The sequence below is a fragment of the Selenomonas sp. genome (assembly GCF_052169755.1).
Taxonomy (GTDB): Bacteria; Bacillota; Negativicutes; order Selenomonadales; family Selenomonadaceae; genus Selenomonas.
This window is the reverse complement of record NZ_JBQNBV010000040.1, coordinates 1-14,818: the sequence shown is the minus strand read 5'-3', so window position 1 is coordinate 14,818 and position 14,818 is coordinate 1. Positions and strand designations below refer to the sequence as shown.

Annotated in this window: 12 protein-coding genes and 1 pseudogene; 12 read left to right on the top strand and 1 reads right to left on the bottom strand. The window is 55.2% G+C overall.

The features are described 5' to 3' along the window. A pseudogene (locus tag ACTTKG_RS04470) lies at positions 1 to 578 on the top strand (phenylalanine--tRNA ligase subunit beta); the annotation flags it as partial. A 19-nt stretch (positions 579 to 597) separates the two neighbouring features. Next, the gene (locus tag ACTTKG_RS04465; RefSeq protein WP_442673053.1) at positions 598 to 849 is read left to right on the top strand and encodes a cell division protein ZapA; all 252 of its coding nucleotides are present in this window, start codon (positions 598 to 600) and stop codon (positions 847 to 849) included. A gap of 199 nt (positions 850 to 1,048) precedes the next feature. Here ACTTKG_RS04465 and nadE read toward each other — a convergent pair whose 3' ends face one another. Continuing rightward, on the bottom strand, positions 1,049 to 2,941 hold the full coding sequence (nadE, locus tag ACTTKG_RS04460; protein ID WP_442673052.1) for an NAD(+) synthase: 1,893 nt from the start codon (positions 2,939 to 2,941) through the stop codon (positions 1,049 to 1,051). 352 nt (positions 2,942 to 3,293) lie between these two features. On the opposite strand from nadE, the gene ybaK reads away from it, so the two are divergent. The 10 genes from ybaK to ACTTKG_RS04410 form a co-directional block, all read left to right on the top strand. Beyond that, positions 3,294 to 3,773 (top strand): Cys-tRNA(Pro) deacylase, encoded by a 480-nt coding sequence (ybaK, locus tag ACTTKG_RS04455; RefSeq protein ID WP_442673051.1) that lies wholly within the window; start codon positions 3,294 to 3,296, stop codon positions 3,771 to 3,773. Between the two features lie 28 nt (positions 3,774 to 3,801). Then, positions 3,802 to 5,307, top strand: a complete 1,506-nt coding sequence (thrC, locus tag ACTTKG_RS04450; protein WP_442673050.1) for a threonine synthase — start codon at positions 3,802 to 3,804, stop codon at positions 5,305 to 5,307. 89 nt (positions 5,308 to 5,396) lie between these two features. Next, positions 5,397 to 6,098 carry a precorrin-2 C(20)-methyltransferase gene (cobI, locus tag ACTTKG_RS04445; protein ID WP_442673049.1) on the top strand — a complete coding sequence of 234 codons (702 nt, stop codon included), beginning with the start codon at positions 5,397 to 5,399 and terminating at the stop codon, positions 6,096 to 6,098. Positions 6,099 to 6,112: 14 nt separating this feature from the next. Then, a complete protein-coding gene (locus ACTTKG_RS04440; protein WP_442673048.1) occupies positions 6,113 to 7,069 on the top strand; it encodes an ABC transporter substrate-binding protein in 957 nt (318 codons plus the stop codon). Continuing rightward, positions 7,066 to 8,076 carry a FecCD family ABC transporter permease gene (locus tag ACTTKG_RS04435; RefSeq protein ID WP_442673047.1) on the top strand — a complete coding sequence of 337 codons (1,011 nt, stop codon included), beginning with the start codon at positions 7,066 to 7,068 and terminating at the stop codon, positions 8,074 to 8,076. The genes ACTTKG_RS04440 and ACTTKG_RS04435 overlap by 4 nt, the downstream gene beginning before the upstream one ends. Further along, positions 8,076 to 8,858, top strand: coding sequence for an ABC transporter ATP-binding protein (locus tag ACTTKG_RS04430; RefSeq protein ID WP_442673046.1), 783 nt, complete (start codon positions 8,076 to 8,078; stop codon positions 8,856 to 8,858). The genes ACTTKG_RS04435 and ACTTKG_RS04430 overlap by 1 nt, the downstream gene beginning before the upstream one ends. 124 nt (positions 8,859 to 8,982) lie before the next feature. After that, positions 8,983 to 9,888, top strand: coding sequence for a LysR family transcriptional regulator (locus tag ACTTKG_RS04425; protein WP_442673045.1), 906 nt, complete (start codon positions 8,983 to 8,985; stop codon positions 9,886 to 9,888). Positions 9,889 to 9,944: 56 nt separating this feature from the next. After that, entirely contained in the window at positions 9,945 to 13,490 is a 3,546-nt protein-coding gene (smc, locus tag ACTTKG_RS04420) for a chromosome segregation protein SMC (RefSeq protein ID WP_442673044.1), read from the top strand. A 25-nt stretch (positions 13,491 to 13,515) separates the two neighbouring features. Further along, positions 13,516 to 14,436: a signal recognition particle-docking protein FtsY gene (gene ftsY, locus ACTTKG_RS04415; protein WP_442673043.1), complete on the top strand. Its 921-nt coding sequence runs from the start codon at positions 13,516 to 13,518 to the stop codon at positions 14,434 to 14,436. A gap of 109 nt (positions 14,437 to 14,545) precedes the next feature. Next, positions 14,546 to 14,818: GTP-binding protein (locus ACTTKG_RS04410; RefSeq protein ID WP_442673042.1), on the top strand; the 273-nt coding region annotated here is incomplete at its 3' end.

Sequence of the window (14,818 nt, the reverse complement as noted above, 5' to 3'; positions counted from 1 at the left end):
GGAATCAGGACAATGAAGCCGTCGACTTCTACGACGTCAAGGGCGTCGTGGAAGAACTCCTCGCGCGTCTTTCCATCGCCAATTATACGGTGGAAAGCGGCGAACACTTTGCACTGCATCCGGGGAAGACGGCATTCTTTAAGAAGGGCAGGGAGGTCATCGCCGTACTCGGCGAGGTGCATCCTGCAGTCCTGAAAGCGCTCGGCATTCACAAGAAGGCATATATCTTCGAGATGGACGTCGAGACCTTGCTCAAGTATCGTGCGAAGAACTTCCGCTATGAGCCACTGCCGCGCTTCCCTGCGATCTCGCGCGACCTCGCATTGATTGTCGATGAAACTATGGAGGCTGCCGCACTCACGCGCACCATCGCGAAAAATGCAGGCAAGTTCTTCAAGGAGCTGCACCTCTTCGACGTTTATACGGGCGAACAGGTCGCCGAGGGCAAGAAGAGCATGGCATTCAGCGTCGACTTCCAGTCGGCGGACAAGACCTTGAAAGATGAAGAAGCCGACGAAGCCGTAGCGAAGATCTTGGCAGCGCTCCAAAAAGAGTGCGGCGCAGAGCTTCGCGGATAAAAAGACAGCGGGTGAGACGATGGAAAAAAATAAGGTAATCGTTGAGATATTCGGCGAAACGTATCCGCTCAAGAGCGATGAACCTGCCGACTATGTGCGCCGGCTTGCTAAACTCGTGGATGACAACATGCGCGACGTCGCCAAAAAGACCCGCAGCTTCTCGGGCACGAAGATCGGTGTGCTCGCCGCTTTGCATCTTGCCGACGAATATTACAAGCTGAAGAAAGACTATGATGAGCTGCTGGCGCTCTTGGAAGAGCCGAAGGGGTAGAAACGGCAGAATGTGTGTAAACGCTTCGTTCGCTGCCAAAGGTATCGGTGTGCGCGATACGCTCTACGGCTCCGAGCGCTTTAGTCTCGGCAACTATGCAAGGGTACAGCTTACATATCGCTTCTAAAAGGGAGATTGGCGAGGTAAGCGTTAAGAAACGGCAGACAGCCCGACGGATCATCCGTCGGGCTGTCTGCATTTATCGAGATAGCAGCTGCGCTTTGAGCTTTCGATATGCTCGCGTATAGTATGCGCCGTTTTGCGCTTCTCTGTGGTCGAAGCCGTAGGCGCGGCGGCTGATTGCGAGGATGGGAGGCGCTTGGATGCGTTTGGCTACGGCAAGACCGCTGAAGAGGTTCCACCAGCGTTCGAGGTCGGCGATGAAGTCTTTGGGCGTCCGGAAGAGTTTTTGCACCAGACCTTTTTCACAGCCGATTTGCTGCTCAAGCGTGCCGTTGGCGTACCAGTTGAGGATGTCTTCGGGCGTCGCTTTTTCCCATCGCTCGACGAAAGCGCGGAATAGATAGTCGTGATAAGGGTAGTGCAGGGGATCGCCCTTGCCTTCGTCGACGTTTTGCGCGTCGGACAGCTCGGCGCTCGGCACGATGTCTATCGTCGTCTGCGGTACGACTTCGCGGCAGAAGATGTGCTCGTTCATATAGCGTGCGAGGTCATAGATCTGATGTTTCCAAAGGTCGGCAAGAGCGGCGAAAAAGCCTGCTTGATCGCCGTAGAGTGTCGAGTAGCCGACGGTCGTCTCCGCCTTGTTCGCGTTGCAAGAGAAGCCGCCGCCAAAGGCTGCGGCGATGGCGGCGAGAACGCGGGAGCTGCGGTCGCGCGCTTGGATATTTTCGGTGAGAAACGAGGATACGGGCAGCGTTTTCTTTTCATCGCCGGCAAGGAACTCGATGGGAGTCGTCTCAATCTGGTCGATGGTGTGCCGCACAGATTCTTCGATGGGGAATACCGCGTAAAAGCAGCCGAGATTTTCGGCGAGCGTGCGTGCCAGATCCTTTGTCGTCTGCGAGTTGAAGCGGCTTGGCATATTGACGAGCAGGACGTTTTTTGCGCCGAGAACGCTCACATAAAGGGCGGCGGCTACGGCGGAATCGATGCCTCCCGAGGCGCCGATGACGACTTTTTCCATACGGATGCTTTCGAGAAATTTTTTGACGCCATAGGAAAGCGCAGCGTAGATCTGGGCGATGTCCGTTTTTTCTTTCTGTACGAGCGGGGGATGCGCGGCGATGTCTCTGATGTCGATATGGTGCAGATACTCTTCGTAGGCGGGGGCGGCGGCAATACATATTCCTTCTGCGTTGTAGACGGCGCTTGAACCGTCGAAGGTATAGACGGTCTTGCCGTTGTTCTGCAAGCCGACATTGTTGACATAGATGAGGGGCGCACCCGCTTCTTTCGCTTCGGCAGAGAAAAGACGATGGCGCTTTTCTCTTTTGCCGAGCGTGAAGGGAGAGGATGAGATGTTGATGTAGAGGTCAATGCCGCCGTACTCTTTGAGAAGTGCCATCGGCGACATTTCGTAGTTGTCGCTCCACCCATCTTCGCATAAAAGGCAGCCGATCTTCCAGCGCTTGCTGCGGATTTTCAGGGAAACGGGCGAGAGAAGGCTCTTGGGCGTTGTGCCCAGCTCACGCGCGAGCTTCTGCAGACTGAAGAAGTGGCGTGTATCATCGAATTCACGATAGTTCGGCATGAGCGTCTTGATGACGAAGGGATAGGGCGTCGCTTCGGGGTGGCATAACCGCCCTTCGTTGGCGATGAAGCAGGCGTTGTATTTGCGCGGTCTGCCGTCGTTGTTCTTCTTCGTCCAATCGATGGCGACGCTGCCGAAAATGACGGCGATGTCCGTAGAAGCTGCGATGATGTCGGCGGCGCATGTCTCGCAGTCTCGCAGGAAAGCGTTCTGCTCCCATGTGTCGCCGAGCAGATAGCCGGGGATCGCCATCTCCGGGAAGATGATGATGTCGGCGTGAGCCGCCTTGGCTTCTTCGATCCGGCGCAGCATATTTTCGGTATTGACGGCAGGTCGTCCGGGATGTATTTCCATCTGTGCAGATGCGATTTTCAGCAAGGGAAGCACCTCTTTCCAAGCATTCTCTTCAAATTTTCAGCGATCATGCTGTCCTGGCGTTTTTATTTCATCATATCCCTTTTGCGGATGATCGTCAATCATCATACCTATCTTCATGTTAGGAGATAGCGTATGGTATGGATATTTCAGCCATAGGAGTTCTCGTCAACCTATGGTATAATAAGATCTGTATCCGAAGCAGATGCAAGCTTCAGGAATCACTGATAATAAAGCGGACGTTTGTGCGTGTATCGTTTGTCTCCCGGATCGAAGCAGCGCATTTGTGCCAATCCGGGCGGCTTCATTTTATCAGCGCTTCCTTCAATTTGCGGGTGCAGAAACGGTGAGGGATATGAAGGGGAGCAAAAAGACGAATGCGGCACGCATTCTGGACGGATTGGCGATTTCGTACGAGCTGCGGGAGTTTCCTGTCGATCTTGCGGATCTGAGCGCCGTCCATGCGGCTGAGAAGCTTGGAATGCCTGTCGAGCAGGTGTTCAAAACGCTTGTTTGCCGCACGGACAAGGCGGGTGTTGTCATGGCATGTATCCCGGGGGCGGCGGAGCTTGATCTCAAAGCTTTGGCGCAGGCGGCGAAGAGCAAGAAGGCGGAGATGGTTCATCTCAAGGAGGTACTGGCGCTCACGGGCTATCAGCGCGGCGGCTGCTCACCGCTGGGGGCGAAGAAGGAGTATCCCGTATTCCTCGATGCTTCGGCGTATGCGTGGGAGACGATCGCCGTCAGCGCAGGCAGGCGCGGCGAGCAGATCGTACTTGCCCCCGCTGACTTGGAGCGTGCCGTTCATGCGGCGGCGGCGCATCTGACGCGCTGAGAGAAGCGGCGCATATCGTTTGAGAGAAATGAATGGAGTGAAGGATTTGAAATACAGCAGTACGAGAGGCGGCGGCGCAAAAGCTGCGTCGGCGGAAGCGATCATTCAGGGATTGGCGGCAGACGGCGGGCTTTTTGTGCCCGAGGAGATGCCTGCGGTTGATTTGGACTTTATCGCGGAGTTTTCGCGTCTTTCTTATGAGGAGCGAGCAGCGCGCATTTTGGGGCTTTTCCTTACGGATTACACGGCAGAGGAGCTTGCTGGCTGCATTTCGCGCGCTTATAGCGGTGGGAAGTTCGACGATGTGCGCGTTGCCCCCGTGCGTATGCTCAAAGATTTTCCGATATTGGAGCTTTGGCATGGGCCGACGAGTGCGTTCAAGGATATGGCTTTGCAGCTGTTGCCGCAGCTTTTGCAGACGGCGCTCAAAAAGACGGGAGAGGTCGCTGAGATTTTGATTCTTGTCGCCACTTCGGGCGATACGGGCAAGGCGGCGCTTGAGGGCTTCGCCGACGTTGATCGGATCAAGATTCTCGTGTTTTATCCGACGGGCGGCGTTTCGAAGATTCAGAACTTGCAAATGTGCACGCAGAAGGGGCAGAATGTCTGCGTCGTTGCGGTCGAGGGTAATTTCGATGACGCGCAGAACGGCGTCAAGGAAATTTTCAGCGACAAGGCTTTTTGTGATAAGCTCGCCGCCAGGAACGTCAAGCTGTCGTCGGCGAACTCGATCAACTGGGGCAGGCTCGTACCACAGATCGTCTACTACTTCAGCGCCTATGCCGATCTCGTGGAAAAGGGCGCGATTCAGGCAGGCGAGGAGATCGACTTTTGTGTGCCGACGGGCAACTTCGGCGACATCCTCGCGGGATACTATGCCAAACGCATGGGACTTCCCGTCGCGCAGCTCGTATGTGCGTCGAACAGCAATAATGTGCTGACGGATTTTCTGCAAACGGGCGTTTATGACAAGAAGCGCGACTTTTATAAGACGATTTCGCCGTCGATGGACATTTTGATCTCAAGCAATCTCGAACGACTGCTCTACCATGAAACGAACGATGCTGCGCAGATCAAGGACTGGATGCGCCAGCTTGCTTCTGAAGGCAGGTACGAGGTCGGCGCACCTGTGCTGCAAAAGCTCAAGGAAACGTTCTGGGCAGGCTGGGTCGACGACGCCGCGACGAAGGCAACGATTCGCGAAGTCTACGCGAAGGAGCATTATGTGCTCGACACACATTCCGCTGTCGCGTACCGTGTGGCACAGGCATACAAGAAGGATACGGGCAGCAAGCGTCCGCTCGTCGTCGTCTCGACGGCAAGCCCGTACAAATTCAACGAGAGCGTCTTGGATGCGCTCGGGGCGGCGCGCGAAGGCCTTGACGAGTTTTCTCTGCTCGATAAGCTCGCGTCGTTGAATGAAAGCCCGATTCCGCAGGGACTTGCTTCTCTGAAAGACGCCGCGATCCTGCACAAGACGACGTGTGAAAAGACGGCGATGCGTGCGATGGCAGAGGATTTTGCGAAAAAATAAGATGAAACAAGTGAAAATATTTATACAGCAAGGATTTGTTGCGGTCAAATATTTTCGTAACTTTTTGGAAAGCCAGTAGGAGGTAAGGGATGAAGGGGACATTTTTTGGCATCGGTGTAGGACCGGGCGATCCGGAACTTTTGACGGTTAAGGCGATTCACGCGATTGAAAAGGCAGATGTGCTTATCGCGCCCAAGACGGAAAAGAAGGATGGCAGCGTCGCACTTTCGATTGCACGCCCGTATTTGAAGAAAGATATCGAGATCGTCTACCAAGTATTTCCGATGGTTGCGAATTTTGCCGAGTCCACGGAAGCATGGGAAAAGAATAAGGCGGAAATTCTTGCGCTTTTGGAAACAGGCAAGAATGTGGCGTTCCTGACCTTGGGCGATCCGATGTTTTACAGTACGTATATTTATGTTTATCGTTTGCTTGAAGATGCGGATGTGCCGATCGAGACGATTCCGGGGGTGCCGGCGTTCTGTGCGATCGGCAGCAAGCTCGGCTATCCGATCGTCGAGGGCAACGACATCCTTTCCATTATTCCGGCGACGGCTTCACCGGAGAAGATTGCCAAGATACTGCCTGTGACGGATAATGCCGTTTTGATGAAGGTATATAAAAACTTTTCGGAAATCGCTGACATGCTTGGGGCGAATGGCTTGGCAAAGGGTGCAGTCATGGTGAGCCGCTGCGGTCTGCCCGATGAGGAGCGCATCGACGATATCGAGGAGCAGAAGAATAAAAGGGTCAATTATCTTTCGACGATACTCACGCGCCGCAGCTCTTGAGGGGGAAACAGAAAATGCATAGAAATTTTTGTATGGTGTTCACCGGTCTTTTCCTGCTTACAGCTGCTGCACTTTTTGCTGGCTGTGGTGCGGAGAAATCGGCAAAGACGGAGCAAGGTGCGAGCTTTGCTGTGATTCAAGATGATATGGGGCGGGAAGTCAAACTCTCGAAGAAGCCCGAACGCATCGTTGCGCTTTCTGCGTCGTTCCTTGAGCCGCTTCATGCCGTAGGCGGCGACGTCGTCGGTCGTCCCGATTCCAAGACGAAGATGCCTGATTATGCGAAGGATAAGGCAAGCGTTGGTGAGGTTTACCAAATCGACGTGGAGAAAGTTCTCGCCTGCCAGCCCGATCTGGTTCTCATCAATAAGGGGATGAACGAAAAACTTATATCAACGCTTGAGGCAAACAATGTTCCATCCATTGTCATCGACATGAGAAGTTATGAGGATGTGAAGCGCGAGATTAAGACGTTCGCGCAAATCACGGGAGAAAAGGAGAAGGGCGACGCGCTCATCCATGAGATGGATGCGAAAATCGAAGGCGTGCTTGCGCGCGTGCCGCAGGAGAAGAAGCGCGTCGCCATTCTGCACAGTACATCGCAGGGACTCAGTGTGCAGCTCGACGGCAGCATCGCCGGCTCGATTGCCAAGACGCTTGGCTGGGAAAATGTTGCAGCGGGCATGACGCCGCTGGAGAAGAATCCCGATGCAGCGCCCTACAGTATGGAAACGCTTGTCGAGCAGAATCCGGAGATCATCTTTGTCACAAGTATGGGAAAGATGGATGAGATTAAGAAGAACATGGAAAAGACGATCGCCGAAAGCCCTGCGTGGCAGAGCATTCCCGCGATCAAACAGGGGAAGCTTTATTATCTGCCGCAGGATCTCTTTCTCTTGAGCCCCGGGCTGCATTATCCCGAAGCGTTTGAAATGATGGCGAAACTCATCTATCCTGAGGTATTCCAATGAACGGCATGGAGCAGGGAAAAAAACAGTCCGGCTCCTTCAAGCGGCGAATATCCATCGTGGTGATATTCGCCGTTTTGGCGTGTATCGGCTTTTTGCTGAGCGTCATGAAAGGCTCCGTCGAGATTCCCGCGGCGGAGATCTGGCAGACGCTTGTCTCGGGCGCAGAGGGGGTGCACGCGCAGATTCTCATGAATATCCGCTTGCCGCGCACGATTGTGGCGGCTCTCGTGGGCATTCATCTGTCGCTCTCGGGCGCCATATTACAGGCGATTATGAAGAATCCGCTCGCCGATCCGCACATCATCGGCATATCGTCGGGGGCGGGGCTTTCCGGCATCTTTATCTTGCTTGTCTTTCCGGGACACGAGGCTTTTGTGACGCCGGCAGCTTTTGTTGGGGCGATGGCGGCGGCCGTTGCCATATACTTGCTGGCATGGAAGAATGGCATTCGTCCGATTCGCATCATCTTGGCGGGTGTTGCCGTGTCGGCTTTTCTCGGCGCAGGCATTTCGGCTTTGATGATCTTTTACAGCGATCGCGTACATAGCGCCTTGATGTGGATGGTCGGCGGACTGTCAGCGCGCAGCTGGCCGCAGGTCGAGATGATCTTTCCGTATACGATTGCAGGTTTGGCGCTGGCGCTCGCTTTTTCGCGTCAGCTCAATATCCTGCTTTTGGGCGATGAGATTGCGAGAAGCCTCGGCCTTCGCGTGGAAGTCTCGCGCCTTTTGCTCACGGCGATTGCGGCGCTTCTGGCGGCGAGCGCCGTCGCCGTCGTCGGGCTTTTGGGTTTCGTCGGGCTTATCGTGCCTCATGCGGCGCGGCTCATGGTTGGCTCGGACTATCGCCTGCTCTTGCCTGCATCCGCGCTCCTCGGGGCGGCGGTTGTGACTTTGAGCGATACGTTTGCGCGCACGGCGTTCGCACCTGTCGAGCTGCCCGTCGGCATCCTCATGGCGGCGCTTGGCGCACCGTTCTTCTTGTTTCTTTTGAGGAGGGAGCTTTGATGTCGCTGACGGTTCGCCATCTTTCCGTGGCGCTTGCGGGCAAGAGGATCTTAGAGAATTTGAATGTCGAGTTTCCTGCCGGAAAACGCACGGCGATCATCGGGCCAAACGGCGCGGGCAAATCGACGCTTTTGCGTGTGATTGCCGCTTTGAATCGCAAATATGAGGGCGAAGTGCTCTTGGACGGCAAGGACATTCATTCCATCGAGCGAAAAGCGCTGGCAAAGCGTCTCGCTATCCTGCCGCAGGGACTTGCCGCGCCGCCTGATCTTACGGTGGAGGCGCTCGTTGATTACGGGCGCTATCCATATCGCAGCTGGCGAAGCATCGGTCGTTCGAAGGAAGATCGGGAAGCCGTCGCTTGGGCTATCTCAGAGACAAGGCTTGAGGCGATGCGAAAGCGTCAGGTCATGTCTCTTTCGGGCGGGGAGCGTCAACGCGCATGGATCGCTATGGCATTGGCGCGTCAGCCCGAATATTTACTGCTCGATGAGCCTACGACGTACCTCGATATTGCCCATCAGCTTGAGGTCATGGAAATCATCAAGCGTCTCAATCGAGAGCATGATATGACGGTCATCATGGTGCTGCATGACATCAATCATGCCTTGCAGTATGCCGATGAGATCGCCGTTATCAAGGACAAGCGCATATTCAGCACGGGGACGCCGCACGATGTGCTGAACATCAAAATGCTTGCCGATGTATTCGGCGTACGTGCCGATATTTTTACGAACAGTCAGGGCGCACAGGTATTGTCGCCTGTTTCACTCGTACGATAAAGCAAACGCCGAAGGAAAGATTTGCCCAAATTTTAACGGCGGTTTGTTTTTTTGACGAATTTCCTCTGTGATATTCCTTGCAGTTATGGTATAATGCCTAAAGAGAACTGGAGGAGGTAATCGCTTGGAAATTCGACAATTAGAGTATTTTTGCACGCTTGCCCATCTTGAAAACTTCACGCGCACGGCAGAGGCTCTCCACGTTTCCCAGCCGTCCGTCACGAAGGCGATCAAGTCGCTGGAATCCGAGATCGGTCTGACGCTTGTCGACCGCAGGCAAAAACATGTGTCCCTGACGCTTGAAGGAAGGGCGTTTCTTCTTCATGCGGAGGAAATCATGCAGGCGGTGGAGCGTGCGGAGCAGGACATGCTGCGCTTTCGTCCCGATGCGAAAAAAACGGTTCACTTCGGCTTGCCGCCGATGCTTGAGGCGTACTTGTTTCCGGATTTTTTTACGAAGTTTACGGCGGCCCATCCGGATATCAACCTCGATGTCTGTGAATACGTCGATTCTGTCGAGGTTCGGGCGAAGGTGGAGGAGGGACTGCTCGACTTCGGTGTCGTGCTTTCTCCCGTCGCCAAGGCGCATCGCAACGAGCTGGCGGTTTTGTGCGACAAGATGGAGTTGTGTTTGCCGCTTGAACACGCGCTGACGGCGCTTGCGCATGTGGCTGTTGCTGATTTGCGGCGCGAAAAGTTCATCATGCAGCAGCCAAATACGTATCAATACGATACGGTCTATCGAAGCTGCGTGGAAAACGGCTTCACGCCGGAGATCCTGCTTTGTACGTCGCAGCTCAAGACGATCAAGCAGCTCGTTGCGAACAGTCTCGGCATATCCATCCTGCCGAATTTCGTGACGCGCAGCGAGACGATCTTCACACGCCGCCCGCTTGTGCCGGAGATGGGGGTTCAGGTCAATCTTTTCTGGAGTCCGCAAAAGCGTCTGAGTGATACGGGACGCAAAGTCGTTTCCTTTATGGAGGAGTATACGGCTACCGAGGAGTTTAAGGAGCGGTTTCGCCAGTGAGGCGATGTACGGTACAGCGCGCATAGGCTGTCAGAATATAGGCTGGTGAAAAAGTTTTGCAGTTGAAACGCCTCGAAGCATACGGCTTCAAATCGTTTGCCGATAAAATCGAAATTGAGTTCCATTCGGGTGTCACGGCGATCGTCGGACCGAACGGCAGCGGTAAGAGCAACGTTACGGACGCCGTTCGCTGGGTGCTCGGTGAGCAGAATGTACGCGCTCTGCGCGGGTCGAAAGCGGAGGACATCATATTCACAGGCAGCGCGACGCGTCGGGCGTTAGGGGTTGCCGAAGCGTCGCTCTTCTTTGAAAACGAGGGGGATATGCCCGTCGATTATCGGGAAGTCGTTGTGACGCGACGTCTTTTTCGTTCGGGCGAGAGCGAGTTCTTCATCAACAAGTCGCGCTGCCGCTTGAAAGACATCAACAATCTCTTTGCGGATACGGGGCTTGGGCGCGATGGCATGAGCGTCATCGGACAGAACCGCATCGATGAGATCTTGAACAGCAAGCCGGAGGAGCGCCGCCTCTATTTCGAGGAAACGGCGGGTATCACGAAGTACCGCAACCGCAAGCGCGAATCGCTGCGAAAGCTCGAGGATATGCAGGGCAATCTTGTGCGTGTCAGCGACATCATGCAGGAGATCGAAGTGCAGCTCGGTCCTTTGGCTGAGAGCGCGGAGAAAACGCGCCGTCATGATGAGATGCAGGCAGTTTATAACCGCTGTGCTTTGACGGAGCTTTTTCAGCGTGAGAGTCTTCTCAAGAAGGAGCGTGAGGAGAGCGCAGGCAAGATGGAAGCGGCACGCGATGAAGCTATTGCCGCTGAAACGCAGGTGCGCTTGACCGAGGTAAAAAAAGAGGAATTGGGGCGGGCGATCCTGCTCTTGGATGAAAAGCTGCAAGAGCAGGCGGAAAAGAACAACGCTCTTCGAACACAGATTGAGCAGGCGAGCAGCGAGATCGCTATTCTGAAGGAACGTGCGCATCAGCACGATGCTCTAAAAGAACGCTTGGAGAAGCAGCGCACAGATTTTGAAGCCGCCGCCAAAGATGCAGGCAAAGAGAAAGAGCGACTGTTTTCTGTGGAGAGGGAACTTCTCGAAAAGCATCGAGCGATGGATGCCGCAATCGCTAAAGATCGCACATCGCTCAAGACCTTGGGTGAAAAGCTGCGCGAGATGAAGGAGACGCATCGAACGACGGTAGAAAAGAGGGACGCTGCGCAGCACGATATGCTCGCACGGGAGAACGAACTTCTCTTGATCGAGCATGAGTTGGCGCAGTGCTCGACGAGCGGCGCGGAACGTGTCGATGAGCTGAGGAAAGCGGCGGCGGCTGTCGCCGCTCTTGCCGGTGAAGCGAAAAACGTCGGTGAAGAGCGGCGGCGCATCGAGGAAGAGCAGCGGAAGCTGCAGGAAGAGCGCACGCAGAAAATGCGCGAAAAAGAGCGGCTTTCCGAGAAAGTTCGCACGCTCTCCCTTGCGGAGAGCCGGGCGAAGGAAGAGCTTCGTGCAGATGAAAATAAGCGCAGATTTCTGTGCAATATGCAGGCGTCATACGAGGGTTTCGCGCGTGCGCCGAAAGCTGTGCTGCAGGCGAAGGAGCCGTGGCAAAAGGGCGTCGCGGGAGCCGTCGCCGAGCTGATCTCCGTGCCGCACGATTACATTCGTGCCGTCGAGGTCGCTTTGGGCAGCAGTCTGCAAAACATCGTCACAGAGGATACGGATACGGCGAAGGCCGCCATCGCTTTCCTGAAGCGCGCACACTTGGGGCGCGTGACATTCCTGCCGCTTTCGACGCTCGTCGTGCGCCGTACGCAGGATGAGGCGGCGAAGAAGGAAGCCGGCGCCGTCGGTTTTGCGAACGAGCTGGTCGGTGCGGACGCGAAATATCAGAAAGTCGTCGACTTCCTTCTCGCGCGGACGCTTGTCGTCGATACGCTCGATCATGGTCTTGCGATTGAGAAAAAGCTGGGCTGGCGGCTACGCATCGTGACGCTCGACGGCGAACTTTTAAATCCCGGCGGATCGCTCTCGGGCGGCGGCAGGCAGGGGCAGGAAACGAGCTTCCTCAACCGCGGCGGTGAGATTGAGCGCTTGGAAAAGCGTGTGGCGGACGGCAGTAAAAAACTCGCGGCGCTCTCTAAAGAGCGCGGTCTTGCAGAAACTTCAACAGAGGAGATCGCCGCAGCGCTCGAAGACGCAGTGAGCGCTTGGCAGGAAAAGTCTGTACTGGCGGCAGAACTGCGCGTCAGAGATGAGCGCCTAGCCCTAGCGCGCGCGGAGAAGGAAGAGGTACAGCGAACGCTCGAAAAGCTCGCTGAGGAGGCGGATCTGACCTTTGCCGCGGCGCAGGCGAAGAAGAACGACGCTGCACAAGAGGCGGCTGCCGCTCGCCGCCGCTTCGAACAGGTGGAGCGAGAAACGAAGGAAACGGAAGAGGAGCTGGATGATCTTGAGCAGGACGTCGATGATCTCAGCAAGTATATCAATGAGAAGGAACTCAAGCGCGCCGTCTTGGAGCAGGAGAAGATTCGTGCACGTGAGCAGGCACTTTTGAAGGAGCGTGAAGAAGCGCGGGCGCACGAGCAGGCGCAGGCGGCTTTGAAAGAAGAAGCGGCTTTGGACGAAGAGCTTGGCAAGGGCGGCGCAAAGCGCGAAGAAATCGCCGTGCGCGTCGCCGCTTGGCAGGAAAAACATGCCGAAGGCAAAACGGTTTACGATAAGCTCTATCAAGAGAAACTTGAGTGTCAAGCGGAAAATCAAGAGAATGACAAGGCGGCAAGAGAAGCCGGACAGCGGCTGAATCAGCTGCAAAACAAGCTGCATCAGATGGAAATTGCCGCTGCCGAAGTGCATGTAAAGATTGAGCAGGTACAGGCGGAGCTTTTGGAGCAGCACGGGCATACATGGGAGACGGCGGCGGCGGAAGCGCTCGATCTGACGCCAGCGGAACTCAAGAAGAAGATGCAGGATGTTTCCCACGCTCTTGCGGCGCTCGGTCCTGTCAATCCCAACGCCATACGCGAGCACGAGGAGCTTTTGGAGCGTCATGAATTCATGGGCAAGCAGGCGGCGGATCTTGAAGCCGCGCGTGAAAATCTCATGGCGATGATTCATGAGATGGATGTGACGATGACGCGCCAGTTCAAGGAGGCGTTCCAAGAGATTCGCGGCTATTTCGCCGATATTTTTGTGCGCCTTTTCGGCGGCGGCAAAGCAGAGCTTTTTCTGACCGACGAGAAGGATGTGCTTCATGCGGGCGTCGAAATCGAGGTGCAGCTGCCGGCGAAGAAGCGGCAGAATCTCTCCGTTCTCTCAGGCGGCGAGCGTGCTCTGACCGTCATTGCGCTGCTCTTTTCCTTCCTGCGCTATCGTCCCGCGCCCTTTTCCGTGCTCGATGAGATCGACGCGCCGCTCGATGAGGCGAATGTTTCGCGTTTTGGCAAGTTCCTTGGCGAATTTGCTGAACATACGCAGTTCATCGTCGTTACGCACCGCAAGGGGACGATGGAGGCTGCCGATTTCATGTACGGCATCACGATCGAGGATGCGGGTGTGTCGCGCGTCCTTTCCGTGCGCCTTGACGAAGCGATTTGAGCACGCAAATATAGTAGGAGGTATTATGGGATTCTTTGATCGATTGAAAAAAGGGCTCGCCAAAACGCGTGAGACTTTTACGAATAAAATTGAAAAATTGATCATCGGCTATGCCGACATCGACGACGATCTGCTCGATGAGCTGGAAGAAACTTTAATCATGTCCGATGTCGGCGTCAAGACGACGGAACGGCTTATGGCGGACGTACGAAAGGGCATCAAAAAGAAGGAAATTCATACGCCGGAGGACTTGAAGCCGTTCCTCGCCGAGAAGATTTCCGAAATTCTTTTGACCGGTTCGGACGAAACGCGCGTCGCCGTTTCACCGCCGACGGTGCTTCTTGTCATCGGGGTGAACGGCGTCGGCAAGACGACGACGATCGGCAAGCTCGCCGCTTATTACAAGGAGCTGGGCAAGTCCGTCATGCTCGCCGCTGCCGATACCTTCCGCGCCGCTGCCATCGACCAGCTGCAGATCTGGGGCGACCGTACGGGCGTGCCCGTCATTCGTCACGAGGAAGGTTCCGATCCCGCCGCTGTCGCTTTCGACGCGGTCAAGGCGGCGCGTGCGCGCGGCATCGACGTCTTGATCATTGACACGGCGGGACGGCTGCATACGAAGTCGAACCTCATGGAAGAACTCAAGAAGATCAACCGCGTGATTCAGCGCGAGATCGCCGAAGCGCCGCACGAAACGCTGCTCGTCTTAGATGCGACGACGGGGCAGAATGCGATCAGTCAAGCGGATCTCTTTCAAAAGGCGGCGGCGATCACGGGCATCGTTTTGACGAAGCTCGACGGCACGGCGAAAGGCGGCGTTGTCATCGGTTTGAAATCCGAGCTTGCCATGCCTGTGAAGTGGATCGGCGTCGGCGAAGGCGTTGATGATTTGCGGCCCTTTGTTGCCGAGGACTTTGCGCGTGCGCTCTTTGCGCTGGACGCATAGGATAGTCAAAAGGTATGGAGAACGTATTTTTGCGTTTGACATTACAGTCCATCTATAATAAACTTGTACTGTTATTGACAAGTCGTATTTAGGAGGACATCGGACGAAAATGAGTGTAAATGAAAAGTTGAGGAATATCGCGATCATTGCTCACGTTGACCACGGAAAGACGACGTTGGTTGACGCTATGCTGCGGCAGAGCCATGTGTTCCGTTCCAATGAGCAGGTGGCGGAGCGTGTCATGGATTCGGGGGACTTGGAGCGTGAGCGTGGTATTACGATTCTTTCCAAGAACACCTCGATCCTCTACAATGATGTGAAAATCAACATTGTCGATACGCCGGGTCATGCGAACTTCGGCGGTGAGGTGCAGCGCGTGCTT